The organism is Paenibacillus sp. FSL H7-0323, from assembly GCF_038002725.1.
Classification (GTDB): Bacteria; Bacillota; Bacilli; order Paenibacillales; family Paenibacillaceae; genus Paenibacillus_AQ; species Paenibacillus_AQ odorifer.
Genome location: NZ_JBBODB010000001.1, coordinates 4,857,154 through 4,883,919, shown reverse-complemented (window position 1 = coordinate 4,883,919; position 26,766 = coordinate 4,857,154). Strand labels below are relative to the sequence as shown.

Genomic DNA, 26,766 nt, shown 5'->3' with positions numbered 1-26,766 from the left:
ATGGATTTGAGTCTGTTAATTACACGTCTTTACATGATGAATTATTATAGTTATTTAATAGTATTAGTAGTAGGGGCGACGAATATGTGGATAACCCCACCAAACAGCATAAAATTAAGCCTACCCACATGTGTATAGATTGTGTATAGGCTCTTTGTTCCTCTTAGGAAGGATTTTTAATTTTCTCCGCAAGATTATTTACCACTTTGTACAACTCCTGATCGACCTTTAATGCCTGTGTAATTTTATCGTGCGCATGAATTACGGTTGTATGGTCACGTCCTCCGAAAGCCTCACCAATCTTAGGCAGCGAATAATCCGTTAGTTCACGGGATAGATACATTGCGATTTGACGTGGAAACGCTACGGCTTTGGTTCTTTTGCGTGCTTTGAAGTCTTCAAGGCGCAAATTGTAGTATTCTCCGACTTTTTGCTGAATATCAGCGATGGTGATCATCTTGGGACGACTGGAAGGAATAATATCCTTGAGCGCTTCAGCTGCCAAATGAGTGGTTACATCCTGGTTGGTAAGCGAAGAATAAGCAACTACCCGGATTAATGCACCCTCAAGCTCACGAATATTGGTGTCAATCTGGTTGGCAATATACATCATGGCCTCATTAGGGATATCAAGGTTCTCTGCCTTAGCCTTTTTGCGTAAAATCGCAATCCGGGTCTCCAGATCTGGTGGTTGAATATCCGTAATCAAGCCCCATTCGAACCGGGAACGCAGCCGTTCTTCCAGTGTGGGAATTTCCTTTGGTGGTCGGTCGCTGGAGATGATAATTTGCTTGCGTTCTTCGTGGAGCGCATTGAAAGTATGGAAAAACTCCTCCTGTGTAGACTCTTTTCCAGCGAGGAATTGAATGTCGTCGATAAGCAAAATGTCAACATTACGATACTTGTTACGGAAGCTTTCACCGCGGTTATCACGGATCGAATTGATAAATTCATTCGTGAATTTCTCAGACGAGATGTAAATTACCTTGTTATTTGGGTTATGTTCCAGGACATAGTGCCCAATTGCGTGCATCAAATGGGTTTTGCCCAGACCTACACCACCGTATAAAAACAAGGGATTGTATGCTTTGGCTGGTGCTTCGGCCACTGCCAGTGAGGCTGCATGCGCAAAGCGGTTCCCAGAGCCGATTACAAAGGTGTCAAAAGTGTACTTTGGATTGAGCAGATGCGTTTGTGCTTCTTCTCTTGATACTACGGGAGTCGGAGCGGATTGTTGAACCACAAGCTCAGGCGGCTTGCTTTCTTCAATCACGAATTTTACATCCACTTGTTTCCCTGTGACTTCGTAGACGGTTGCTCCTACCAGTTTGGTGTAACGACTTTCCAGCCATTCTACTGCAAACGTTGTAGGTGCCGAGATAATGAGAACCTGGGAGTTGAAGGTTATCGCTTTAGTAGCCTTAAACCAGGTATCAAAGCTCGGCTTGCTTAATTTGGTTTGAATAATCGATAAAATTTGCTGCCATAATTCGGAAGTATGGCTGTCCACAGACTGTCACTCCTTTAAATCTTCCAAATGTGGCATCAGCCATGAAGTGGAAATGTCGAAGAAAATAGGTTGGTGCTGATATTTATCCCCAGTAGGCAATATGAAGAGACAAAAAAATATGGATAAATTTGATTTGTTCACAACTTTATCCACAGCTTGTTGATAATTAAGAGAACAAACAAATCTATTCACATTCAAAAGTAATACCATCATAGCAAAACGCCCCTTGTTTTTCAATGAGCAGGGCTATTTTATCCACAAATTCAAGCACTTGTGTACAATTATTAGGAACACCACTACATATTGTTGATAATTTGTTTACGGTTCGACACTTTACGCCAAAGGTTCGATAATTTTATACACAGGTTGTGCTCAACTGTGAGTAGTCGACTTTATTTTTTGATCACAGGTGGATAACTGTCATATCTTGTGGATTACTTTTTTCCTGGGGAGAGTTGTGGATAAACACCTGAGCTTGAGGGGGAGGAACAAGCCGGTTACTAGGTTGACTTTTGCTCATAAAATATGTTTAAATATATAAAGGTGTTTTCTGTAAGGATATGTCTCGATATATAAAAATGATGATTCTTGTAGATACTGTCCCTACTATAAGGACGGCTTAGTCCGTTTCTGCTTATATGACAGTAATTAAGTTCCTGTAAGGGAGGTGCAATTATGAGACCGACATTTAGACCAAATGTGAGCAAACGTAGTAAGGTTCACGGTTTCCGTAAAAGAATGAGCACGAAAAACGGCCGTAAAGTGCTGGCAGCTCGCCGCTTGAAAGGCAGAAAAGTTTTGAGTGCGTAAGTTAGGCCACTAAGGGACCACTGCGGTGGTCTTTTTTTACTGCTTTTTATTATTATTGCTCTGCAAAAGTCTAGGATCTCGCTTAATGCGCTAGCTACACTTTGCGGGGCTATTTAACGTATATTGAGAAATATTTTGTGAGAAGTTGAAATTATTTTTCCTACTATATATAGAAGCTTAATTTCAGCACAGCAAATGTAGTCGTTTATGGCTGCTTGCAAATGCCTATACTATTAGAAGAAAAAATTCGGAGGGACACTTAAACCGGATTTTTATGAAGGAGATTCCCGTGCACAAAAAGTTACGTTTACGAAACCGTGCCGACTTCAGTCGTGTATACCGCCATGGGAAGTCATTTGCGAATCATCAATTTGTAGTGTATTGGTTTGGCAAAAAAGAGGTAGAGCGATTTAGAGTAGGTGTGTCTGTTAGCAAAAAGGTCGGAAACGCGGTTGTCCGTAACCGTATGAGAAGATTAGTTAAGGAAATCGTCCGTCACCATGAACCTGAGATTGCAGGTGGCTTAGACATGGTGTTTATCGTAAGAAAAGGAGCGCTTTCCATGGAGTATGCAGAGCTCGAAAAAAGTGTGCTGCATGTGCTTCGTAAAGCCAAGCTACTCAAGGCTTCCCGCAAATAAAGGGTGCTTAAGAGGCTTGTTTATTTGTATTCATAATTATGGTATGATTTACGGTGGAATGGAATGTTTAAGAGAGGGGTTTTGAAGTGTCTCTAATGAAGACTAGACGAGGAAAATGGTTTCTCCTCATCACGGTAATGGTGTTGTCGTTAGCTGTTCTGTCGGGATGCGCTCCGTCGACTGCTGTCACGCACACTACGGAGGATTTGAAGAATGGAGGCTTCTGGCAAAGTAATGTAGTGTATTATTTCGCCATTGCCTTGGACAAGTTTGCAGATTGGTTTAACGGAGAATATGGTTTAGCCGTACTTGTGATGGTTATTATTGTCCGCACGTTGATTCTTCCGCTTACTATTAAACAGGTGAAGAGCTCGCGTGCAATGCAAGCCATTCAACCGGAACTCCAAAAGATCCAGAAAAAATATAAAGACACACCTGAAAAGGTGCAGCAAGAAACAATGCGTTTGTTCCAAGAAAATAAGGTTAACCCAATGGCGGGTTGTTTACCGCTGATCGTACAAATGCCTATCTTTATCGCTCTCTACAACTCGATCTACTATAATCCACATCTACGGGAGCATACCTTCTTGTGGCTGGAGCTAGGTAAACCGGATCATCTGTTTATCTTGCCAGTGCTAGCAGCATTAACAACATTTATTCAAACTAGAATGATGACCAAAATGAACCCAGTGCAACAACAAGGGCCAATGCAGTTCATGATGATGATCTATCCAGTTCTGATCTTCGTGATGTCGTACAACTTCCCTGCAGCCTTGCCATTATACTGGGTGTACAGTAACCTTTACACTATTATTCAGAACTACTTCTTATACCGCAACAACGATAAACACAAATTGGCAATCGCAAGTGCTGTAAAAAGTACAGATGACTCCAGTCCTGCTCCGAAGAGCAAAGGCGGCAACAAGTCATCGAAGGGAGCCAAAAAGTCAAAATGAGCAAAGTCGTCGCAACAGGGAAAACCATTGAAGAAGCTGTAGAACGGGGACTGACCCAGCTTGGAGTTCAAAAGGACCGGGTAACGGTCAACGTACTTGAGCAGCCATCAAGAGGATTCCTGGGATTGATCGGTGCGAAAGGTGCCAAGGTTGAACTAACCTTGATAGCCGAAGCCGCACCGGCATCAGCGGCGAGTGCTCCGTCACTGCCTCAACAGTCAGCAAGAGAGAGCAAACAGGAGGCCATCGGCGGTGTGCCACGCCAAGATTCCGGACAACCGGTGGAGGAAGCTTACCAAGAAGCCGTTCATTTCATTGTGGATGTCGCTAAGAGCATGGGGCTCGAAGTGGAGGTAGAAATCGTCCACACCAAGGAATCCACGATTCTGCAAATTTCCGGTCCAGATTTGGGACTGTTAATTGGCAGAAGAGGACAAACTCTCGATGCTCTACAGTATTTGGCTAATATTGTAGCTAACCGTTATTCCGACAGTTTTATACGGCTTGTGTTAGATGCAGAGAACTTCCGTGAGCGCCGTAAAAAAACGCTTGAAGAGCTGGCTGATCGTTTAGCCGGACGTGTAATTCGCACTCGTAAAGAGGTTGTATTGGAGCCAATGTCTCCTCAGGAGCGCAAGATTATCCACTCCAGGTTACAGGATCACCGGCAAGTGAGTACCCTCAGTAAAGGCGAAGAGCCAAATCGCCGCGTCGTTATAACCTTGAAGTAAAGACTATATGGATGCAATGACTCCTTGACCAATGTAAGGGGTCATTGTTTTTTTAAAAATAAAAGAACGTTTCTATTCAAAAAATATAAGTTTTGGGGTGAAAAACAGCATGCTTAGTGACACCATTGCTGCCGTATCGACGGCATTAGGCGAGGGAGGAATTGCTATTATTCGGGTAAGTGGCCCACAGGCTATTTCCCAAGTGGCACCATTATTTCGTAGCCGAGTTCCATTAACTGAAGCGGAATCGCATACCGTTCATTACGGACATATCGTCAGTCCTGATAACGGAGAGAAGATGGAAGAAGTGTTGGTAACCGTTATGAAAGGACCACGTTCTTTTACGACAGAGGATGTAGTAGAGATCAGTGCTCATGGCGGTGTAATTTCTGTAAGAAGAGTGATGGACTTACTTCTGCAGCAGGAGATAAGGTTAGCCGAGCCGGGGGAGTTCACCAAGCGTGCTTTCTTGGGCGGACGTATCGATTTATCGCAGGCTGAGGCTGTTATTGATCTGATTCGCTCTAAGTCTGACCGGGCTTTTTCTGTAGCTTTAAAACAGGTTAGCGGATCCTTATCGGATCGAATTCATGCTTTACGCCATACACTTATTGAGATGCTGGCTCATATTGAAGTGAATATAGATTATCCAGAACATGATGTAGAATCCATGACAGCTGAATTTATTAAAGATAAAAGCAGTGAGGTTATGGAGGGAATAACAAAGCTGCTTAAGACATCTAATGAAGGAAAAATACTTCGTGAAGGGATTACGACAGCTATTGTCGGACGTCCGAACGTTGGTAAATCATCATTGCTAAACGCATTAGCGCGTGATAACAAAGCGATTGTAACAGATATTCCAGGAACAACACGTGATGTAATAGAAGAATTTATAACGATAAATAATATACCGCTTAAGCTGCTCGATACAGCGGGAATTCGTGAAACGATGGATGTTGTTGAGAAAATTGGGGTGGAGCGCTCCAAAGCGGCAGTTAGTGACGCCGACCTGATTCTACTTGTGCTGAATGCTAATGAAGAGCTGCATGAGGATGAATTGGCATTGATGGAACAAATCCACGGTAGACAGTGCCTAGTAATCATGAATAAAATGGACTTACCGCCCAAACTGGATAAGGATAAGTTGCTCTCATTTTTTGAAGAGTCTAACATTGTACCGATGTCCGTTCTGGAAGAGGAAGGTCTAGACAAACTTGAAGATGCCATTTCGACACTCTTTTTTGGTGGAAAGCTGGAATCGGGTGACTTGACATATGTGAGTAATGTGAGACATATAGCCCTGCTCAAAAAAGCCTATAAATCACTTCAAGATGCATACGATGCTGCAGAACAGTATATACCGATTGATATGATTCAAATCGATGTACGGCTCGCATGGGAACAGCTTGGGGAAATAATTGGCGATACTGCAGCTGACTCTTTGTTAGACCAAATATTCTCACAATTTTGTTTAGGAAAATAAGATTCACGATTTATTATAATTTCAAGGGGGAAACAGGACATGAGTTATGATGGAGGCAACTATGACGTTATCGTCATTGGCGCTGGTCATGCTGGCTGTGAAGCAGCACTGGCTGCAGCCCGGATGGGTTGCAGTACGTTAATGATCACAATTAACCTGGATATGGTTGCATTCATGCCCTGCAATCCGTCCATAGGCGGACCTGCCAAAGGACATGTAGTGCGTGAAATTGATGCGCTTGGCGGAGAAATGGGCCGCAATATAGATAAGACATTCATTCAACTGCGTATGCTGAATACAGGTAAAGGACCAGCTGTACATGCTTTACGTGCACAAGCTGATAAATTCCTTTATCAACATACAATGAAGGAAACTATGGAGAAAACGCCTAATTTGACACTTCGTCAAGGGATGGTTGAGCGTTTAATCGTTGAGGATGGACGTTGTGTAGGTGTAGTTACGAAGACCGGAACCGAATACCATAGTAAGACTGTTATCCTGACAACAGGTACTTACCTGCGTGGTAAAGTGATTATGGGTGAGCTAACATATGAAAGTGGACCTAACAATCAACAGCCATCCGTCAAGCTTTCTGAGAACTTACGGGAGCTTGGGTTTGAATTGGTTCGTTTTAAAACAGGTACTCCACCACGTGTACATCGTGATACGATCGATTTCTCTAAGACAGAAATTCAACCAGGGGACGATGAACCGAAATTCTTTTCGTTCGAAACGAAATCATCCGATAACGAACAGCTTCCTTGTTGGTTAACGTATACCTCTGAGGTTACTCATCAGATTATTAATGATAACCTTCATCGTGCGCCGATGTTCACAGGTATTATCGAAGGAACTGGCCCACGTTATTGCCCTTCTATAGAAGATAAGGTCGTAAGATTCAGTGATAAATCTAAGCATCAGATCTTTTTAGAGCCAGAGGGAAAAAATACATCGGAATACTATGTACAAGGTCTGTCCACTAGTCTTCCTGAGGATGTACAGCTAGCTATCTTACGTTCCATTCCTGGTATGGAAAAGGTAGAGATGATGCGTAACGGCTATGCTATTGAATATGATGCAATGGTTCCTACACAGCTATGGCCATCTCTTGAAACCAAACGTCTTCCAGGTCTGTTCACTGCTGGACAAATCAATGGCACTTCCGGTTATGAGGAAGCAGCAGGCCAAGGGGTTATGGCTGGAATTAATGCAGCACGCAAAGTGCAAGACAAAGAACCCGTAATCCTAGATCGTTCACAGGGATACATTGGTGTACTCATTGATGATCTCGTGACTAAGGGAACGAATGAACCTTACCGTCTGCTTACTTCACGTGCAGAATATCGTTTGTTGCTTCGCCATGACAATGCAGATCTAAGACTTACACCTATCGGTTATGACATTGGTTTGATCACACAGGAGCGTTTCGATAACTTCACAGATAAGAAAGAACGGGTGGAGCGTGAAATTGTTCGTCTGCAAGAAACAAAGGTTAAACCTGTTGATGTAAACCAAGTACTAGCGCAATATGAATCGGCACCTATTGTAGATGGCAGTAATTTGCTTGTTCTGATGCGGCGCCCAGAGCTTGTATATAGTTTTGTTGATCAAGTATCACCATCACCAGAGATGCTGGATGCAGAAATGAAGGAGCAAGTAGAAATCCAAATTAAATATGCCGGATATATAGAAAAACAACTTCAACATGTGGAGCGCCTGCAAAAGATGGAGAAGAAAAAAATTCCAGATGACATTAATTATAATGAAATCCATGGATTAGCGATGGAAGCGCGGCAGAAGCTGACTAAGATTCACCCGATCTCTATCGGGCAGGCTTCTCGGATTGCGGGAGTTACACCTGCTGATATTTCCATTCTTCTTGTATATCTTGAGCATTACAACCGGGTAACCGCGGCGAAAGGATAAGCTATGGATAATACGGAAGTTCAATTCACACAACTATTACAGGAACGAGGCATATCCCTTACAGCAGAACAGTTAGCACAATTTGATCTGTATTATAAGGAACTCGTAACCTGGAATGAAAAAATGAATCTCACGGGTATAACTGAGCGAGAGCAGGTATATACGAAGCATTTCTATGATTCTATTTCATTAGCTTTTTTCCTTGATATTAACGAGATCACCAATCTCGCAGATATCGGTTCAGGAGCTGGGTTTCCAGGAATCCCACTTAAAATATGTTTTCCTCATTTGAAGCTAACGATTGTTGATTCGCTCAATAAACGAATTTCATTTCTGCAGCATGTAAGTACGACATTGGGATTAACTGATGTACAATTGATCCATGGGCGGGCAGAGGATGTCGCGCGCAAGTTCACTCATCGTGATGCCTATGATTTGGTTACAGCACGTGCGGTAGCAAGACTGTCTTTATTGAATGAATTTTGTCTTCCCTTCACACGCAAAGATGGGGTGTTCGCTGCAATGAAGGGCAGCGATCCCTCAGAGGAATTAAGCGAAGCTAAGTACAGCTTAAAAGAGCTTCGTGCTGAACTCAGCAAAGTGGAGTCGTTCAGCTTACCAGTGGAGGAGTCGGATCGACATATTGTTATGATCCGGAAGACAGGAGCAACACCAGCTAAATACCCAAGAAAAGCGGGAATTCCTGCCAAAATGCCATTGATAAAATAATGTTTCACGTGAAACATTGCCGATACTCAAAGTTCCTTTAGGAGCATTCTCTTTGAACAAAGGGAATGCTCTTTTTTTATGAAGATGATGATAACAAAAATCGATAAATATCAAATTAGATAAAAATTAGATTTATAAGCTGATTTGGTTGTTGCACCTGTAAAAATGCAGGAAAAATAGGTCTTTACGGAGAATATGATTATGTGGAGAAAAGTGATAGAATAGCATAGTAGACTTTAATTTTGTATATAACTCCTTCTCTGTACTCTTGTTCGAAAGAAGGAGAGATTATGATGCCTGTTCATTACAGGTAATTCCATAATATCAGAATGTTTTAGATTGCTGTACGATATGCTTTCCGTGAAGAAGGTCAAGAAGATCGTACTATAACGAAATTAGGTGGTTATGAACGGAATGAAAGAACAATTTACCAAGCTATTTGGGTTTAACGAGCGGAGCAGCGGAGAAGAAATCAAACAAATACCAGTTCATGAGGTCGTTAGCAGTCCTTACCAACCACGGACTATATTCGATGATGACAAAATTGATGAGTTATGTCAGACAATTAAAACTCATGGTGTCATTCAGCCTATTGTTGTACGTATGCGAGATTCCATATATGAGATCATCGCAGGTGAACGGCGCTGGCGGGCAGTTAAAAAGCTTGGTTTAGAGACGATCCCTGCTATTGTCCGTGAGTTCAATGATTCTCAGGCTGCATCTATTGCGCTCATAGAAAATCTACAGCGTGAAGGTTTGACCTCCATAGAAGAAGCTGTCGCTTATCAGAAGTTAATTGATCTTCATCAATTAACACAAGAAAGCTTAGCACAACGCTTAGGCAAGAGTCAGTCGACTATTGCGAATAAGATTCGTTTACTCCACTTACCTGAAGAGGTTAAGACAGCGTTGATGGAACGTCAGATTTCCGAAAGACATGCGCGTTCACTCTTATCACTGGATAGTGTGGAAATGCAATTAAAAGTTTTGGCAGAGATTATTGCAAAAGGATTAAATGTTAAACAGACGGAAGCTCGTATTGCTTTCTATAAACAAGTTTCGCAAACTAAAAAGTCAAAACGGGTCTCCTATACCAAGGATGTTCGTCTAGCTCTTAATACAATTCGTCAATCTATTGATATGGTGTCAGGCTCAGGTATGGAAATCAAAACGTCAGAAAATGACCGTGGTGACCATTACGAGATTGTAATCCAGATCCCCAAAAGATAAATTGTTTCAAAAGCTGAAGGCGGCCTTAAAGTGATTGGCCGCCTTTTGTGTGACTTAAACCAGGATGTATTGCTCAGTCCTGCATTTTAGAGTTTTAGCTCATATAAAGTAACATAGTTTGGCCGTTTGTACTTGCGATCTACGAGAAGATTCTTCCTAACTATTCGAGGTGAAATTAGTGTCCAAGATTATTGCCATAGCAAATCAAAAAGGCGGTGTCGGTAAAACAACATCCTCTGTGAACCTAGGTGCCGGTATGGCTACATTAGGAAAAAGAGTGCTTCTAGTTGATATCGATCCTCAAGGTAACACTACCAGCGGCGTTGGCATCAACAAGGCGGACGTAGCGAATTGTATATATGACATTCTCATTAATGAAGTAAATTCTCTAGAAACGATACTTGAAACTCAAAATGAAGGACTGCACATCATCCCGGCGACCATTCAATTAGCAGGGGCGGAGATCGAATTAGTATCAACGATTTCCAGAGAGTTGAAATTGAAAAAAGCCCTAAATGCGGTTAAAAATAATTATGACTACATCATCATTGATTGTCCTCCATCCCTTGGGATTTTGACGATCAATTCCCTTACAGCTGCTGATTCGGTAATCATTCCGATTCAATGTGAATATTATGCGCTCGAAGGGTTGAGTCAGCTTTTAAACACCGTGCGTCTAGTACAAAAAAATCTTAATCCGCATTTAAAAATAGAGGGAGTACTATTAACCATGTTGGATGCCCGTACGAATCTAGGGATCCAAGTCATCGAAGAGGTTAAAAAGTATTTCCAGGAAAAAGTTTACAGAACTATCATTCCTCGGAATGTCCGCTTAAGTGAGGCACCGTCTCATGGACAATCCATTATTACTTATGATCCTCGCTCAAAGGGAGCAGAAGTGTATTTAGAGTTGGCAAAGGAAGTGATTTCTTATGAGTAAACGTTTAGGAAAAGGTCTGGATGCTCTGATTCCTTCTTTATCTATTAATGAAGATGATAAGGTAGTAGAAATCCCATTAGCTCAATTACGGGCTAACCCTTATCAACCACGCAAGGATTTCAATGAAGAAGCAATCCAGGAATTGGCTGAGTCCATCAGACAACATGGCGTGATTCAACCGATCATTGTACGGAGTGTTTTGAAGGGGTATGAAATCATTGCCGGTGAACGCAGATTCCGGGCATCGCAATATTGTGGTAAACCTACGATTCCAGCAGTCGTAAGAAATCTAAGTGATCAACAGGTCATGGAGATCGCCCTGATTGAGAACTTGCAACGTGAAAATTTAAATGCAATGGAAATCGCAGTTGCTTATCAAGGTTTGATGGATCAATTTTCACTCACACAAGAAGAGCTATCACTTAAAGTTGGAAAGTCCAGATCACACATCGCTAACTTCCTAAGATTGCTTACTTTACCGGAAGAAGTAAAAGAATATGTTTCACGTGGAACAATGTCTATGGGACATGCACGAGCTATTGTTGCCCTGAAAGATCCGGAAGTTATTAAACAATTGGCTGAACAATGCGTGGAACAGCAATGGAGCGTAAGAGAGCTTGAAGAAACAGTGAAAAATCTGGATCGAAAGCCAACGAACGGTACAAAGATTAAAGTTGTTAAACGTGATCCCTATATTGATAATGTAGAGGAAGTATTACGTGAACGGTTTAAAACAACGGTTAAGATAAAACAAGGTAAGGAAAAAGGGAAGATTGAACTAAATTACTACAGTGCGCAGGACTTAGAAAGATTGTTAGAATTATTGGGTAACTAAATGGGTATCTATGCCAAGAGAACATATCCTGAGCTATCCGTAATCGGATGAGTAGGGGTATGTTTTTTCAAAATATAAGGATGTATAAAGTGCAGCTGAATATTATTCTTATATTTTCTACAGATAAGGTTATTATCAATAAAGGGCGACAACGTTGTTTCTTCTTAATGAAAAAGAGTATGGGACGAGGAGCGGGGTTATGGAAGACTTCGTATATTTGGATCATGCGGCTACGTCCTGGCCTAAACCTCCAGAGGTGGCAGCTGCGATGATGAATGCTTTGCAGTCGGGAGCAAATGCTGGCAGAGGGAATTATTCGCTGGCCATGGGAAGCGGACGGGTGTTGGTGAGAGCCCGGAGTTTGCTGGCGGAGTTGTTTGGGGTTTCTAATGCACAAGACATAGCGTTTACCCAAAACACTACGATGGCATTAAATATGGCGATTAGAGGTACGCTCAAAGCAGGGGATCATGTAATCTCTACAATGACTGAACACAATTCTGTGCGGAGACCTTTGGAATATTTACGTAAGTCACTAGGGATAAGTGTTGATTATCTGAAGGTGGATCGAGCAGGGCAATTGGATTTGAACGAATTGGGCAAAACGTTTCGACCAAACACTAAAATGGTAATTTGTAATCATAGCTCCAATTTACTAGGTAGTATACTTCCTATTGGTGAAATCGGAGATCTAGCTAAAGCAAACGGTGCTATATTTCTAGTGGATGCTGCTCAAAGTGCAGGCTCGCTTGATATTGATGTGAAAAAGATGAATATTGACTTATTAGCTTTTCCTGGGCATAAAGGATTGCTTGGACCACAAGGGACTGGTGGGCTATATATATCACCTGAATTGGATCTCGAGCCCTTAGTGCATGGAGGGACAGGCAGTCAATCTGAGAATAGTGAACAACCCTCTGTTCGCCCAGATCGGTATGAAGCGGGAACGCAAAATGCGGTAGGAATTGCTGGTTTACTAGCTGGTGTTCAAAAGGTAAAATCGATAGGGACAAACGTTATCCACGAAAGAGAGTGGAAGCTGACTCAACTGCTGATGGAGGGCTTGTCCCATATTCCAAACATTAAACTATTAGGGCCCACATTAGGGGCTCCGAGAACTGGAATTGTGTCGTTTGTAGTGGATGGGGAAGAATCGGCGAATATAGCCCACCGTCTAGATCGTGAGTATAAAATAGCCGTCAGAGCGGGTATGCATTGTACCCCACTGGCACATAAGGCTGTTGATACACTAGAAAGTGGTGCTGTTCGGGCGAGTGTAGGCGTAGATACAACAGAGCATAATATAAGCAGAATGCTAGCTGCTATGGATGAGTTATATGGCTGATGCCCGCAGCAGATAAATAAAAAGGATGGTCCATTCATGTCTGAAATGAATCAATTAATTAATGAACAGTTGCAGTGGTTTGTGTTTGGTTTCGTAGTAATTATGCTAGTATTGATAGTGACTGTAATCGCCCAGGGAGCTAAGCTGCGGACTATACGGCGCAAATATGAGGCCATGATGGCAGGAAGCGGTGTGGAGGATCTGGAAGGCCTTCTGGTTGATCTGAAGAACCAAAGCGACATGCTGGAAGAAGAACAACGTGAGCAAAAAGCGTTGATAGAAGCTACCCAAGTCAAAATCCGCGGCATGAAGTCAAATATCGCTCTGAAGCGTTATAATGCCTTCGGTGAACGTGGTAATGATTTGAGCTTCTCGGTGGCTATTCTGGATGACAATAGCAGTGGCATTGTATTAACCAGCCTTCATAATCGTGAGAACTCATATATTTACTCCAAGCCTATGCAAAATGGGGAATCACAATATGCCTTATCGCCTGAAGAAAAAGAAGTTATAACTCTCGCGTTGCAGCAGAAGTAGCATGCAGGTTCCATTGTTTTAGAGCAGAATATAGACTTGTAGCGATAATATCAGATAATCGTATGACTAGACTTAGCCGTGTATTCTGCAATACGAAATACTCCATAAAGCCGCCGACATTAACGATTCCAGTCAAATGGATATCTCCAACCGGCGGCAATTGTTTATTTACGCCAGCCCCTGGTCTGAGGGGACCTTCAACGACTTGGATGCAGCCAACACTAGTAGAGTGACCTAAGCAGGCATCTATTCCGATGACAAACGGGTTATTATATTTTTCATTAATTAGAGACAAAGTCTCTTCAAGATTGACGGCATGAACCGGTTCTTCAAGGGTACCGTATAAATGAAACAATGGACTATGAAAACGGGATAATGCAGTACCAACAAGAGGACCGAGAGAATCTCCGGTGGAGCGGTCAGTGCCTACACAGATGACGATAATTTGAGTCTCTGGACGCGTGCGTGAAAAGTGAAAAAGTAGCCGATGAGTAATTGCGGAATAGATATCGGGATCTGTATGTGATATTTTTAAACAGGACGTTTCTTGCGCTGCTGTAGCCTTGGATGAGGAGTTCATACCATCTTCCTTTCTAAGGGTGATTCTATTTGTTGGTATCTAGTATATGGATAGAAGAGGGGTTTTATACTCCAGCAGCAAGAGATAGGACGATAAACCTATGGAGAGGCTTGACGTATATGCAGGATGAGATGTTAATAGCGTTTGACTCCACCCAGCAGGCGCTTCGTGCTGAAATGCTGCTTGAGTATGCTGAAATAGAAATTGATATATTTCCAACTCCGAAGGAGATCACCGCAGGCTGTGCAATTTCAATTCAGTTTTTTCAAAATGCGCTGGAAGAGGTAAAAAGAATTATAGTTGAGCAAGAAATAGAAATACGCGGCATCTACGGAAAACACAACGAGAACTACATACTGATTTAGGGGTAGGGAGGAGTACATGCGATGAATATGTGGATACTGGAGGCTGATACACCCGGTGCGGATACATTAAAAGATGCCATTCGCTTTAAAGATAAGGTGTGGAATTGGTTTACCGATGCTGATATGTGGGCGGATGTATTATTTGCGGGTCTACGGATTCTTGTTATTTTTCTCTTAACCCGGGTTATTATTAAAATTGTTTCTAATATTATTGATCGTTCGCTTGAGCGTAAAACCGGTGGCAGACTTCTGTCCAACACACGAAGGTTTACTACGGTTGGGGAATTGATGAAAAATGTAGTGACAGTTATCTGTAATTTTGTGATGATCATGCTCGTGCTTTCTGAGTTCCACTTCGATTTGGCACCATTGTTGGCTGGAGCGGGTGTGCTTGGTCTAGCAGTGGGTTTTGGGGCACAAAGTTTGGTGAAGGATGTTATTACAGGTTTCTTTATTATTTTAGAGGATCAATTTGCAGTGGGTGATGTAATTCAAACGGGGACCTATAAAGGAACGGTAGAATTAATCGGACTGCGAACAACCAGACTGTTAAGCACAACGGGAGAAGTATTTATTATCCCGAATGGATTAATCACGAACGTAACCAATTATTCTCTCTCGAATGCATTGGCTGTAGTTGATGTTCCTGTAAAAATGGAGCGGAGCTTGGAGGCCACGCTAGGTTTGATTGGAGAAGCGCTAAAAGGAATAGAAGAGCGTAACTCTAATGTTCTTGCTTATCCTAATGTGCTCGGTATACAGTCCATGAGTACTTCGGAATATGTAATTCGTATAGCGGCTAGCTGTTTACCTAATGCAAAAGAGGTTGCGGAGAGACAGATTCAGAATGATATTAAGCAGGCACTAGAGAAACTAAGCAGTCTAGAGCAGGCCCAAGCTGCTCAAGCCGAAGAGGAAGCGCGTTTGAAGGCAGAAGAAGAAGAAGCAAAGGCTGAAATTGAACTGGAAAAAACAGAAAATGAGCAGGAAGTATCGGATACGCCTGACACTGGATCAAGACGCCAAATCGCAGCTACACAAGAGGGGAAAAAGGGGGAAGGGTAGTGGAACGTAAAGTTTTTCAGCTTGGAGATATTGTACAGATGAAGAAACAGCACCCTTGCGGTTCTAATGAGATGGAGATCATTCGTATGGGGATGGATATCCGCATTAAGTGTACAGGATGTCAGCATAGTGTTCTGATTCCCCGGGCGAAATTCGAGAAGAATATGAAGAAGGTACTGCGTTCTGCAGAGGGAAATACAGACAATAATTAAGCTTGCAAATGGCATGTCTGCATGATACAATTATTTTTGCTGCGGAGAGGTACCCAAGAGGCCCAAGGGGGCTGACTCGAAATCAGTTAGGCGTGTCACAGCGTGCGTGGGTTCGAATCCCACCCTCTCCGCCACTCAGCATAATATAACATTTTAATGAATCCTTCGTTCCTGTAACGGAGGTTTTTTTGTGTCCACTGAGCTGTTTGCAAAAGATCATAACATGCAAAAAGAAGGGCCCTTTCGGGTCCTTCTTCAAGAGGCAGTACATCAATGATGTTGGAATTTCTCTGTATATAGCGACTAAAGTGATTTAGGCGTTGCTGAGGTTACTGCTTTTTAGACAATAACCCACTACTATTCCCAGCTAACAATAGATGCTGAATCAGATATCCTGTGATTGTGTTCGTCTACGACGGCCAACGGAACCACACCTCTCTTTTGTACTGCCTGAGTATAGTATGTGTAATGTCGTTTTTTTTATACACATTTATTTTTATTTAATGTACACGTGCTTTTTCAACCTTTTTCCACTTCCGATTTTTGTTACTGGTCTCGGGGAAGGTGTCTCCTTTTTCCATTTTAATATGCTGTGGATTCTGAATTTCGGTATGGAAGCTTCGCGCTTCACCTACCTCTGTATACATGCCTGGATTGGGGGCCTTGTCGCCTTTTTCATATTCTGTCTTTTCGCCCATCATTATCGCTCCTTCCTTAAGTGCAGATGAATTCACCGATTATTGTGCGCAGGTAGGGTTTTTTTCATGTAAAAAGAGGGTGGAAGGTTGTCCGGTATTAATATTGCTTGCACTCTGCTGCTCGTTTTGGTATATTAATCAGGTGCGAGTCTATGTTTGTGCTCGTTCCTTGCTCCTGACGTGATTAGGGGCCTCAGACCATAAGGAGGTGAAAATTATGCGCAAATATGAAGTGATGTACATTATTCGTCCTGACATTGAACAAGAAGCTGTTCAAGCAGCAGTCGATAAATTCCAAGGCATCATCTCCAATGGCGGGGAAATTACAAAGCACGAAGTGCAAGGTAAACGCCGTCTTGCGTATGAGATCAAGAAATTCCGTGATGGCGTTTATGTTTTGGTTAACTTCAATGCAGAACCTGCAGTAGTTACTGAATTAGAACGTCTTATGAAGATTTCTGACGAAGTTATTCGTTATCTCATTACGAACGACGTTGCTTAAGATCTTGACAAGCTTTGTAATGAATCGCTCTAAAGGAGGGGACCAGAATTGTTGAACCGTATCATTTTGATCGGACGGTTGACCCGTGACCCGGAACTTCGTTATACTCCCGCTGGTGTTGCCGTAACTCAATTTACGCTTGCCGTAGATCGTAACTTTACGGGCCAGAACGGTGAACGTGAGGCAGACTTCATCCCGGTTGTTACCTGGAGACAGCTAGCAGAAACCTGTGCCAATTATTTGCGCAAAGGTCGTCTGACAGCAGTGGAAGGACGCATCCAAGTGCGGAACTATGAGAATAACGAAGGTAAACGTGTATACGTAACTGAAGTTATTGCTGATAATGTTCGTTTCCTGGAATCTTCACAAAGCCGTGAAGGTGGAAATACTTCAAGTGGTGCAAGTAGTATGCCTGAAGAGCCAGCATATGGTGGCGGTGGTAACGCTGGACGCGGAAATAACAACAATAATTTCTCGCGTAACAACAATACTCAAGATCCTTTTTCGGGCGATGGTAAACCGATTGATATATCGGATGATGATTTGCCATTTTAATTAGGAAGGACTGAAAAGAATATGGCTTTTAAACCAAGAGAAGGCGCTGACAACGACAAAAGACCAGCACGTCGTGGTGGACGTAACAAGCGTAAAAAAGTTTGCTTTTTCACTGTGAACAAGATTACTCACATTGATTATAAAGATACTGAACTTCTTAAGAAGTTCATCAGCGAACGTGGAAAGATTTTGCCACGTCGTGTAACGGGTACAAGTGCAAAATACCAACGCGCTCTTACCATTGCTGTAAAACGCTCGCGTCAAATCGCGTTGCTTCCTTACACAACGGAATAGGACGTTTTATAGAAGCAGTCGGGAAACCGGCTGCTTTTTTGTTGTGAAAAGCCAGCGTGTGGATTACGTTGACGTTCCATCTGGAATGTGTTAAATTACAGCTATCCTATAACAAAAGGGGAAATATTGATGTTGGTGACCGTTCTTAACTAGCAATTTCATAACACTGGATTAGGAAGGCTTTAGCAGGCTCGTCTTTTGGCGTTTACGTGCTCTATTTGAGTTCGTTTCGCGCAGAGGTCTGTTGTTCCTAACAGTGGATGATTTAGTTAAGAACACACGAAGCGTCATATGGCCTCTTTACGGCTGTTGTTCTCTTTGTAATTAACCGTGCTCTTAGAGCACGGTTTTTTTGTTTTTCGGCCACCCTGGCTTTTATGGGGACCTTAAGACGCCAGAGAACAATAGCTCAAAAAGAAGGGCAAGGACTGCCATAGTGGCATTCTTTGTCCTTTTTGCGTTAGGGAGATTTAGTTCCAAAAAAAGTTAGATCAATAAGGAGGATTTGCTGTGAATTTACAAAGTCTAAACACGTTGGAATACGAAATTATTAAAACCGAGCTTAGCCGTCATGCGGTATCTTATGTAGGAAAGAAAACTGTAGAAGAGCTTATGCCTATGACCTATTTACCTTCGATTCAAAGAGCGATGGAGGAAACGTCTGAAGCTAAAGAACTGCTCGAGCGGGGGTCCAGTGTACCGATTCCTTCATTGGAGGGGATTGAGTGGATCATGTCACTAATGGGGACTGGATATTTGTACAGTGAGCAAGACTTCACTGCAGTGGCTACATTTCTAAAGAGCTGTAGTCAATTGCGCAAATATATGGCTTCTAAAGAGCAAAGTGCTCCCCGGATTGCTGCTTATGCTTCCTCGCTGCTGGAATTAAATCATGTGCGGGAAGCAATTGATCGTTGTATCCGCTTTGGGGCGATTGATGATGGAGCTAGTAAGGGGTTAGAGCGGGTTCGTAAACGGATTGGCGTAGCTAAAGAACGTCTTCATAAAAAAATTGACGGGATCATGTCGCGCCATCAATCGATTTTGCAAGAGAATATTTATAGTCAGCGTGGTGGACGTTACGTTATCCCCGTAAAGCGGGAGTATCATAAGCAAATAAAGGGATCGGTACTTGATCAATCCACAAGTGGACAGACGGTGTTCATCGAACCAGATGAGATCGCCTCCATGCAGATTGAGCTGGATTTGTTATTAGGAGAAGAGGCGCGTGAAGAAGCTGTGATCCTCAGTATGCTGACCAGCATGGTAGAACAGGAACAAACTGCACTGCGCCTAAATATCGAGGTTACAGGCACCTATGATTTTATTTTTGCCAAAGCAAAATATGCAAGAACGCTGGGAGCATCTGAGGTTACTCTAAATGATAGGGGTTTTCTAAGGATGAACGGAGGCAGACATCCCATGCTGCAGGGCATGATTCCAATTAGCCTGGAGATAGGGAAGGGATATAAATCCCTAATCATTACAGGTCCAAATACAGGCGGGAAAACGGTGGTGCTCAAGACCCTCGGGCTGCTGACCCTCATGGCTCAATCCGGGTTGTTGATTCCGGTCGAGGAGGGGAGTGAGTTTACGGTCTTTACGGATGTGATCAGTGTAATCGGAGACGGACAAAGTTTGGCCCAATCACTCAGTACATTTTCGGCACAAATGAAGAGTATTGAGGGAATGCTGAGAGATGCCTCTAAAGGGGTGCTGCTGCTCATTGACGAGCTGGCGGCAGGTACAGACCCTGGTGAAGGAATCGCCCTCTCAATCGCCATTCTGGAAGAGCTGAGCCGTAAAGGGGCCAATATTATCGTCACAACCCATTTTAATGAGCTAAAAGCCTTTGCCGCTGCGACAGCCGGTTTTCAAAATGCAAGAATGGAATTCGACAAAGAAACGCTGCAGCCGTTGTATCGTCTGACTATCGGAGAAGCGGGGGAGAGTTACGCTCTGCAAATTGCCAAAAAGCTGGGTATCCAGGATAACGTTATCAAGCGATCGTGGGAGATCGTTGAGGCGCAGCAGCAAAGGCTGCAGAAAGGTGATGGGTCGGCATGGGCAAGTCTTTTTAGCAAAGAGGGAGAGAAAGGGAAGACTGCACCTGTTATAGAGGATTTTGAAAAAGAAGAAAAGTCTGCGGAATCACTGAGCGATAAGGAGAAGCAGACCCAATATGAAATTGGTGATGCTGTTCTTGTAACTTCACTAGGGCGGATAGGCATTGTTTATGAGAAAAGAGATCACTTAGGAATGGTCGGAGTGATGATCCAGAAGCAAAAAATGCGGATTAATCATAAACGTTTAAAACCATATCTATCCAAAGATGAGCTGTATCCTGAGGAATATGACTTTGATATAATTTTTGAGAGCAAGGATACCCGTAAAAAGCGGAAATTGATGCAGCGTAAGCATGTCGAAGGCCTGAGAATTACGCATAAGGATGAAGAATAATGTAATAAAAGGATCTGCCTATGAGGTAGGTCCCTCTTTTTTTATAAATACTATGAAATATGCGTAAATTCAAGCAGGAGTATAGGCCTAAAGCTTAGAAGTTATTGTAACCATTCTAAAACTTTGTTACAGTAAATATTTATTCCATAGCTTATATGTAGATATACGTTCAACTAGAGAAGGGAAGGAACACATGAAGAATAAGAAGATATGCGGGTTCTTGTTAACAATGCTCGTGATGACTACTGTATTGTCAGCATGCAGCAGAGCAGGTACCAGCAGTAATTCATTATCTTTACATCACAATGAGGTGGTCGAAAAGCCACAGACTGGCGGAGTAGTTACTTATGGATACTCATCGCCGTTTATGGGCTTCTTTGAGCCTGCTTTTTATGAAGGTGAAGATGACTTTCATGTGCTGGAGTTTATTACTGAGGCCATGTTTACGATAGATGATGATTTATCAACGGTTCCTAATATCGCCACTTGGCAGGAGTCCGAGGATCATAGAATATTTACCTTTAAAATTAAACCGGGAATCCGTTGGCATAATGGAGATGAACTGACCGTAGAGGACTGGAAATTTGCGATGGAGACTATTGCTAGTCCAGACTACACCGGATCGCGTTATTATAGTGTGGAAATGATTCAAGGTGCAGAAGCCTATCATAAAGGTGAGGCGAAGAATATAACAGGTCTTAAGGTTATAGATCCTTATACTTTGAAAATAACAATGACAGCTGCCCGCGTAAATACGATTGATAATCTATGGCCGTATCCGATGAATAAAAAATATTATACTGGAGTCGCTGTTAAGGATATGCCTGAGAGTGATCAGATGCGAAAAAATCCGATTGGGATTGGCCCCTTTGAGGTGAGCCTTATTGAACCTGGCCAGCGGGTGGAGATGAAGCGCTTTGATCAATACTATAAAGGTAAGGCTTTATTGGATGGTGTGTTGTATAAGGTATTTGATGACAAGGAAATCATCAGCCTGTTTGAACAAGGCGTAATTGATATAGAGAATGCCCCACGAGATACTTATGAAAAGCTGAGCGAACTCGATAATATTAATATTTTACAATCAAATGAGCTTGCTTATGAGTATATAGGGTTTAAATTTGGGTATTGGGATAGTGAAGCTGAAAAAATCGTAATGGATAACCCTAAATTTGCGGATAAAAGATTACGTCAGGCGATGTATTATGCACTTGATCGGGAGGGGATCATTCAATCATTTTCTCATGGGTTAGGCAAGCCTATAGAAACTCCGGTTTCCAGTGCAAGCTGGGCGAAGATCCCTGACAGTCAGATTAATACGTATCCCTATGATCCGGAAAAAGCGAAGCAGCTGCTTGATGAGGCTGGTTTTGTAGATGTTGATGGAGATGGGCTGCGTGAGGATCAAAAAGGAGAAAAGTTAGTTATTCATTATGATTCTATGCTAGGCAGTCATTCAGCGGAGTTACGAACTGCTGCTATTCTGGAGGATTGGCGAAATGTGGGACTCGATGTGCAGCTTAATGGTGGGGCGTTAAAAGAGCTCAATACCTTCTATGAAGCAGTAGAGGCTGATGATCCGTCCATTGAGTTGTTTAACGGGGTATGGGGATTAGCTAATGATCCTGATCCTTCAGGTCTCTGGAGGGAGAATGATTTGTGGAACTACCCACGTTGGTCCTCGGAGCGGAATGAAGAATTGATTCGCGATGGCACAAGTATGAAGGCATATGATAGAGATTATCGACAACAAATCTATTATGAATGGCAGAAGCTAGTGAATGAAGAGGTTCCAATGATCTTTTTTGCGGAAAGAGAAAGCATTACTGCTGTTAATAAACGTCTACAAGGTGTGCGTGTTGATTCTTTGGGCTCCATAATTGAGCCTAATAAATGGTGGATAAAGGACTAAATTAAAAAAAATAAAAAAAATTACGCAAAAAGTGAAATCAAATTGCTGTTTCATTCGTCATATATATTATGGAGGATGACAACGATGAAGAGACGGATATTGATATGGGCTGGTGCAGCTTTGATAGTCGTTGTCTTAATTACGGTGTGGAGGCCTATCGAGCTGGGCTTTAAACCGGATATTGACGCGGGTTCAGCAGTGCTGCTAGATATGGATAGTGGAGACATATGGGTCAATATAAACGGCGATGTGCCTATGCCACCGGCCAGTGTGTCTAAATTAATGACTGAAATGATTGTGCTGGATCACATAACCTCTGGAACCCTTAGGTGGGAGGATAGAGTCCCTATTAGTGCTTACGCCAGTCAAATGGGAGGTATGAGTCTCTCATTAAAACGAGGAGATTTCTATACAGTAAGGGAGCTATTCGAAGGCATTACCATCTATTCTGCTAATGATGCTGCAGTTGCATTGGCAGAATATATGGCAGGATCAGAGGATTCTTTTGTACTTATGATGAATGATAGAGCACGTAGTTTAGGTTTATCTCCTAATACGGTATTTACCAACGCCTCTGGATTGTCGAGCAAGGATCTTGGTATCATTCGTCAGCCTACGCATATCGGTGGCCAGACGATGATGACAGCGAGGGATACAGCCAAATTGGCAGCTGCGCTAATCCATAATCATCCTGATGTACTGAATATTTCCGGTCGTACTCAGATGCAATTAAAGGATAAAGGGTTATATGTTAGTAATAGCAACCTTATGCTTCCAGGTATGGGCGGCGCTTACGCATACGATGGAGCAGATGGGTTGAAGACTGGATATGATAGCCAGACGGGATATTGTATTGCGGGATCAGCCCAGCGAGAGGGGCACCGGCTTATTGCGGTCGTTATGGGGGCAGAGACCTATGGCAGCCGATTTGAGGGTGCTGCTAAATTGTTCGATTATGGGTTTTTCCGAGGTTTACATTATGGAGAACGGGTAAAACATATTATACATGCCCTTGGAATTCGAAGTTAAATTTGGAGCATCATACCAGTAATTATTACTTGGTATGGTGCTTTTTCCCTATTCATGTCGGTATTTGTTGTTTCTTTTTATCCATTTAGTGATTACAATAGAAATATTGTTTTATCCCATATTATTTTAGAAACGCAAAAAAACTTTTTTCTATAATTTAGAATGACCCGAATTTCCTGAAAGGGGGGACAATAAGATAATGGAATAAGGGACAGTAAATTCGCCGCCGAGAGAAATAAAACCATGACTGCCTGAGAACGATCAGGAGGCATTGTAAATATATGGTATGTGTAATTATTCTACAATAAAGAAGGAATCAAAGATGAAAAAAATAAAGAAAAGATACATTGCGCTAATTGTTCTCGTCGTTGTTATAGCGGGAGGCTTTCTGTTTCGGAATTCTTTGGCCGTATTAGCCTTTGACCTCTTTTTGTCCGATCGGGTAGAAAGCAAGCTGAAAGAAGAATCTTACCAGCCACTTAAGGATGAGAATAAGGTTAAGCCAGAGCCGGTTGTATACAAAAGCGATCCATTCTCGCTGATGCTGCTCGGGACTGATCAACGCGACAATGAAACCGCACGTTCAGACACTATGATGTATGCTGTTGTTCGCCCTGAGGATTACAAAATTCTGCTTATTTCTATTCCACGTGATACGTATACCGAGATTATTGGGCATAACGATAATAAAAAAGATAAGATTACCCATGCTTATGCTTTTGGTGGGCAGCAAATGGCTAAGGATACTCTGGAAGCACTGCTGGAGCATGATATTCAGTATTATGCCACCATTAACTTTCAAGGGCTCAAGGATGCCGTTGATGCTATTGGAGGCGTTCCGCTGCCAATCAAGAAGGACATTGTAAACAAGGGTAAGGACCATGAAAAGTTTACGATCGAGGGTGGAAAGTCGAATTATAACGGTCAAGAAGCACTCAACTATACACGCTACCGTGAAGATAGTGACTTTAACCGGACCAAACGCCAACAGGTTTTTATTGATGTCGTAGCTAATAAAATGTTATCGATCAGCCAAATCGGCAATATTCCTAAGCTGCTGGATATTATGGGCGATAATTTTAAGACCGATATTGAGCCTTCAATGATTATTAGTCTGGCCAAGAAATTTATGGGCGGCAAAGATATGGATATCTCAAGCTTTACGGTAATGGGCGAAGGAAAACGTATTGACGGACTTTATTATGATATCGTTGATGAAGAGGACTTGCGCGAAGCTAAGGCGCTGATTGATAATTGGATGAATGCAGGAACACCTGTAGATCAACTGATTGAGCCGGGAAAAGCAAGTAATGCACTCGAGCCCAAAGCAACAGCAGTTACGCAGTAATTCTAATTGGAAAGCTAAACTCATATAAATAAATTGCAGCAGCCATAAACATTCTCATGGCTGCTGCTTACTGTCTTCATGTTATAATGAGTTGGAACTATTATTTAGCTGCTACGTATAATCACATTGGCATGGCAGTAAAAGGAAGTTAAAGAACCGTAATTCCTTCGGAACTCTTTGAGGAGGATCAAGAGATGAATATTGCATTTTTTTTACTTCCGAAACAGGAGGTGGCCTGCGTAACGCTCGATTCTACGCTGCGCCAAACGCTTGAGAGGATGGAGTTTCACCGCTATACAGCAGTCCCGATTCTTAACCGTAATGGAGAGTATGCCGGCACGGTAACGGAAGGTGATCTGCTCTGGTACATGAAAGAGTCGGAGGGTAAGGTTTCGTTTGAGAACGCTTCAAAATTTTTGCTGAAGGACGTTCCATTACGTATGAATAACAAGCCGGTCTCAATTGATGCGGATATGGAAGATCTAATTAATTTGGCTAAGGTGCAGAACTTTGTACCTGTGGTCGATGATATGAACCGGTTTATTGGAATTGTTCGCCGGAGTCAAGTCATAGAATATTGCGAGAAATTTGTAACAAGACAATCACAGGAATCATTATAGTCCCAGTGTATTCGCGGTTATAGAAGCTATCGGAACAAGGCCTGTATTTCCGGCGATAACGGAATGCGGGTCTTTTTTAAAGAAAGCTCCTCTCCAAAAAGAGGCATAGTCAGCATGGATTGAAGCATACTTAAGGGGCGCGGGGCGTCCAGTGTGACACCGAATTTTTTATGCTATAATGGAGAATAAAGCTTTTTGCCGGAGGTAGAGAGACGTGTCCAATGTGCCGAAGGATCTGGATGTAGCCAAGCGCGCCAAGGTAATTGAATGGCTGAAAACCGAAGTGATTGATCAAGTTTCAAGGTTATTTAAAGCGTTATGGGAAGGCAGTACTACCCGTGTCGGTGACAGTCTGGCTAGCTTGATTATGAGCTCTTATATTTTGGGCCGCAGACTAGGGATTCCTTATCGTTCTTTAGATGACTTGCTACTGGAGAAGCTTAGAAAGCACAAGCAGGAAGGGCATCAACTGGAAGATTGGTACCAAGATATATCTGCTTTAGAAGAACATATGCGTAAGAGGTGAATACTGTTGAAATTTCGCTGGTCATCTGTGGCTTGGAGCGTAGCATACTTACTTTTGCTGCTTAGTTTAACGACTCCACTCCTCATCATCACTACCCTTTTTATGATTGTTCCGGCAGTAGTGTTGTTTACTACCCTGAACACGAGACAATTTGTGCTGCATGTATTGCCGGTGTTGCTGATTGTAGGCTTGATTACACCAATTTATCTGTTGATAGCTGCGTATTTCTTAATACCGGCTCTGGTTATGGGGCGCTGGTATAAAAGACATGCCCCGGCCATGTCTACCGTGATTGCAGGTACGGTTACGATTCTTGCACAGTTCCTGCTGCTTTTGCTGCTGGGTACGGCATTATTTAATTTTGACCTGTCTACCTATGTGAACGATGTATTGCAAATGGTTAATTCACCTCTGTCTGAGCTCGGAACTACCAATCCTCTGCTCACTGATATTGGATTTTCAACTGAGGATGTAAACAAGATAAGTCATATGACGGTTCAAATGATCCCTATGACTCTAATCGTAAGCTCCTTCATGATTGCTGTGATTACGCATTCTATTGCCCGCCCGATTCTGAACAGTATGAATTATGCAGTACCTAAGATGAAGCCTGCACGTGAATGGAGACTTTCGAGATCGTTTATTTGGTACTATCTGATTGGTGTTGTTCTACAGCTCTTCTTCTCAGGGTCGGAGAACAATTTCATCCTCATGATTTCTGCCAATCTTCTGCCACTGCTGCGAATTGGCTTTATGATTCAGGCCATCGGATTTTTCTTCTTCCTGGCGCATGAACGCAAATGGAACAAGATGTCTGCCGTTTTGTTAGCGATACCGGTTATTTTACTGCCGCCGCTGCGCATTATTGGTATTATTGATCTTGCGTTCCCACTGCGGGAGTATGTGACCAAATCGAAACGATAGG

At 42.6% G+C, this 26,766-nt stretch carries 28 protein-coding genes and 1 tRNA gene; 26 read left to right on the top strand and 3 right to left on the bottom strand.

The window, feature by feature from the left end:
• Positions 1-163: 163 nt before the first annotated feature.
• Positions 164-1,510 carry a chromosomal replication initiator protein DnaA gene (gene dnaA, locus MHH89_RS22050; protein WP_036677741.1) on the bottom strand — a complete coding sequence of 449 codons (1,347 nt, stop codon included), beginning with the start codon at positions 1,508-1,510 and terminating at the stop codon, positions 164-166.
• A gap of 675 nt (positions 1,511-2,185) precedes the next feature.
• Here dnaA and rpmH point away from each other — a divergent pair.
• From rpmH to MHH89_RS21990, 12 genes are all read left to right on the top strand, one after another.
• The gene (gene rpmH, locus MHH89_RS22045) at positions 2,186-2,320 is read left to right on the top strand and encodes a 50S ribosomal protein L34 (RefSeq protein ID WP_036677745.1); all 135 of its coding nucleotides are present in this window, start codon (positions 2,186-2,188) and stop codon (positions 2,318-2,320) included.
• Between the two features lie 289 nt (positions 2,321-2,609).
• Positions 2,610-2,960 (top strand): ribonuclease P protein component, encoded by a 351-nt coding sequence (gene rnpA / locus MHH89_RS22040; RefSeq protein WP_036677842.1) that lies wholly within the window; start codon positions 2,610-2,612, stop codon positions 2,958-2,960.
• Positions 2,961-3,046: 86 nt separating this feature from the next.
• On the top strand, positions 3,047-3,916 hold the full coding sequence (locus MHH89_RS22035; RefSeq protein WP_036677747.1) for a YidC/Oxa1 family membrane protein insertase: 870 nt from the start codon (positions 3,047-3,049) through the stop codon (positions 3,914-3,916).
• Entirely contained in the window at positions 3,913-4,647 is a 735-nt protein-coding gene (gene jag, locus MHH89_RS22030; protein ID WP_036677749.1) for an RNA-binding cell elongation regulator Jag/EloR, read from the top strand. Before MHH89_RS22035 ends, jag begins: the two co-directional genes overlap by 4 nt.
• A 109-nt stretch (positions 4,648-4,756) precedes the next feature.
• Entirely contained in the window at positions 4,757-6,133 is a 1,377-nt protein-coding gene (gene mnmE, locus MHH89_RS22025) for a tRNA uridine-5-carboxymethylaminomethyl(34) synthesis GTPase MnmE (protein ID WP_076124328.1), read from the top strand.
• 39 nt (positions 6,134-6,172) lie between these two features.
• Positions 6,173-8,059, top strand: coding sequence for a tRNA uridine-5-carboxymethylaminomethyl(34) synthesis enzyme MnmG (gene mnmG, locus MHH89_RS22020; protein ID WP_036677754.1), 1,887 nt, complete (start codon positions 6,173-6,175; stop codon positions 8,057-8,059).
• 3 nt (positions 8,060-8,062) lie between these two features.
• The gene (gene rsmG / locus MHH89_RS22015; RefSeq protein ID WP_076218353.1) at positions 8,063-8,788 is read left to right on the top strand and encodes a 16S rRNA (guanine(527)-N(7))-methyltransferase RsmG; all 726 of its coding nucleotides are present in this window, start codon (positions 8,063-8,065) and stop codon (positions 8,786-8,788) included.
• Between the two features lie 414 nt (positions 8,789-9,202).
• Positions 9,203-10,018, top strand: a complete 816-nt coding sequence (gene noc / locus MHH89_RS22010; protein WP_036677760.1) for a nucleoid occlusion protein — start codon at positions 9,203-9,205, stop codon at positions 10,016-10,018.
• Positions 10,019-10,196: 178 nt separating this feature from the next.
• Positions 10,197-10,958, top strand: a complete 762-nt coding sequence (locus MHH89_RS22005) for a ParA family protein (protein WP_341088140.1) — start codon at positions 10,197-10,199, stop codon at positions 10,956-10,958.
• Positions 10,951-11,793 (top strand): ParB/RepB/Spo0J family partition protein, encoded by an 843-nt coding sequence (locus tag MHH89_RS22000; protein WP_036677764.1) that lies wholly within the window; start codon positions 10,951-10,953, stop codon positions 11,791-11,793. The genes MHH89_RS22005 and MHH89_RS22000 overlap by 8 nt, the downstream gene beginning before the upstream one ends.
• A gap of 199 nt (positions 11,794-11,992) precedes the next feature.
• Complete coding sequence (locus MHH89_RS21995) at positions 11,993-13,138, top strand: aminotransferase class V-fold PLP-dependent enzyme (RefSeq protein WP_076278203.1); 1,146 nt, start codon at positions 11,993-11,995, stop codon at positions 13,136-13,138.
• 36 nt (positions 13,139-13,174) lie between these two features.
• On the top strand, positions 13,175-13,675 hold the full coding sequence (locus tag MHH89_RS21990; protein ID WP_036677768.1) for a DUF4446 family protein: 501 nt from the start codon (positions 13,175-13,177) through the stop codon (positions 13,673-13,675).
• On the opposite strand, the gene yyaC is transcribed toward MHH89_RS21990, so the two are convergent.
• Entirely contained in the window at positions 13,647-14,255 is a 609-nt protein-coding gene (gene yyaC, locus MHH89_RS21985) for a spore protease YyaC (RefSeq protein ID WP_076218355.1), read from the bottom strand. The genes MHH89_RS21990 and yyaC overlap by 29 nt on opposite strands.
• 119 nt (positions 14,256-14,374) lie before the next feature.
• Here yyaC and MHH89_RS21980 point away from each other — a divergent pair, with 119 nt between their 5' ends.
• The 4 genes from MHH89_RS21980 to MHH89_RS21965 all read left to right on the top strand — a co-directional run bounded on the left by MHH89_RS21980 (position 14,375) and on the right by MHH89_RS21965 (position 16,031).
• Positions 14,375-14,620 carry a DUF3343 domain-containing protein gene (locus MHH89_RS21980; RefSeq protein WP_076124321.1) on the top strand — a complete coding sequence of 82 codons (246 nt, stop codon included), beginning with the start codon at positions 14,375-14,377 and terminating at the stop codon, positions 14,618-14,620.
• 21 nt (positions 14,621-14,641) lie between these two features.
• The gene (locus MHH89_RS21975) at positions 14,642-15,685 is read left to right on the top strand and encodes a mechanosensitive ion channel family protein (protein WP_076282220.1); all 1,044 of its coding nucleotides are present in this window, start codon (positions 14,642-14,644) and stop codon (positions 15,683-15,685) included.
• Complete coding sequence (locus MHH89_RS21970) at positions 15,685-15,897, top strand: DUF951 domain-containing protein (protein ID WP_036677772.1); 213 nt, start codon at positions 15,685-15,687, stop codon at positions 15,895-15,897. The genes MHH89_RS21975 and MHH89_RS21970 overlap by 1 nt, the downstream gene beginning before the upstream one ends.
• Positions 15,898-15,940: 43 nt before the next feature.
• Positions 15,941-16,031: transfer RNA gene (locus tag MHH89_RS21965), tRNA-Ser, on the top strand.
• Positions 16,032-16,397: 366 nt separating this feature from the next.
• On the opposite strand, the gene MHH89_RS21960 is transcribed toward MHH89_RS21965, so the two are convergent.
• Positions 16,398-16,595, bottom strand: coding sequence for a YjzC family protein (locus MHH89_RS21960; RefSeq protein ID WP_036677774.1), 198 nt, complete (start codon positions 16,593-16,595; stop codon positions 16,398-16,400).
• A 217-nt stretch (positions 16,596-16,812) separates the two neighbouring features.
• Here MHH89_RS21960 and rpsF point away from each other — a divergent pair, with 217 nt between their 5' ends.
• From rpsF to MHH89_RS21910, 10 genes are all read left to right on the top strand, one after another.
• Positions 16,813-17,097, top strand: coding sequence for a 30S ribosomal protein S6 (rpsF, locus tag MHH89_RS21955; RefSeq protein WP_036677776.1), 285 nt, complete (start codon positions 16,813-16,815; stop codon positions 17,095-17,097).
• A gap of 48 nt (positions 17,098-17,145) precedes the next feature.
• The gene (ssb, locus tag MHH89_RS21950) at positions 17,146-17,652 is read left to right on the top strand and encodes a single-stranded DNA-binding protein (protein ID WP_036677780.1); all 507 of its coding nucleotides are present in this window, start codon (positions 17,146-17,148) and stop codon (positions 17,650-17,652) included.
• 21 nt (positions 17,653-17,673) lie between these two features.
• Positions 17,674-17,946, top strand: coding sequence for a 30S ribosomal protein S18 (rpsR, locus tag MHH89_RS21945; protein ID WP_036651767.1), 273 nt, complete (start codon positions 17,674-17,676; stop codon positions 17,944-17,946).
• A 510-nt stretch (positions 17,947-18,456) separates the two neighbouring features.
• Entirely contained in the window at positions 18,457-20,406 is a 1,950-nt protein-coding gene (locus MHH89_RS21940) for an endonuclease MutS2 (protein ID WP_076181710.1), read from the top strand.
• 193 nt (positions 20,407-20,599) lie between these two features.
• Positions 20,600-22,318: an oligopeptide ABC transporter substrate-binding protein gene (gene opp4A, locus MHH89_RS21935; RefSeq protein WP_076191470.1), complete on the top strand. Its 1,719-nt coding sequence runs from the start codon at positions 20,600-20,602 to the stop codon at positions 22,316-22,318.
• A gap of 84 nt (positions 22,319-22,402) precedes the next feature.
• The gene (locus MHH89_RS21930; RefSeq protein WP_036677789.1) at positions 22,403-23,347 is read left to right on the top strand and encodes a D-alanyl-D-alanine carboxypeptidase family protein; all 945 of its coding nucleotides are present in this window, start codon (positions 22,403-22,405) and stop codon (positions 23,345-23,347) included.
• 322 nt (positions 23,348-23,669) lie between these two features.
• Entirely contained in the window at positions 23,670-24,695 is a 1,026-nt protein-coding gene (locus tag MHH89_RS21925) for an LCP family protein (protein WP_076099795.1), read from the top strand.
• Positions 24,696-24,889: 194 nt separating this feature from the next.
• Positions 24,890-25,315 carry a CBS domain-containing protein gene (locus tag MHH89_RS21920; protein ID WP_036677795.1) on the top strand — a complete coding sequence of 142 codons (426 nt, stop codon included), beginning with the start codon at positions 24,890-24,892 and terminating at the stop codon, positions 25,313-25,315.
• A gap of 223 nt (positions 25,316-25,538) precedes the next feature.
• Entirely contained in the window at positions 25,539-25,841 is a 303-nt protein-coding gene (locus MHH89_RS21915; protein WP_170914153.1) for a MazG-like family protein, read from the top strand.
• Positions 25,842-25,847: 6 nt separating this feature from the next.
• The gene (locus tag MHH89_RS21910) at positions 25,848-26,765 is read left to right on the top strand and encodes a DUF2232 domain-containing protein (protein WP_076124314.1); all 918 of its coding nucleotides are present in this window, start codon (positions 25,848-25,850) and stop codon (positions 26,763-26,765) included.
• Position 26,766: the final 1 nt, after the last annotated feature.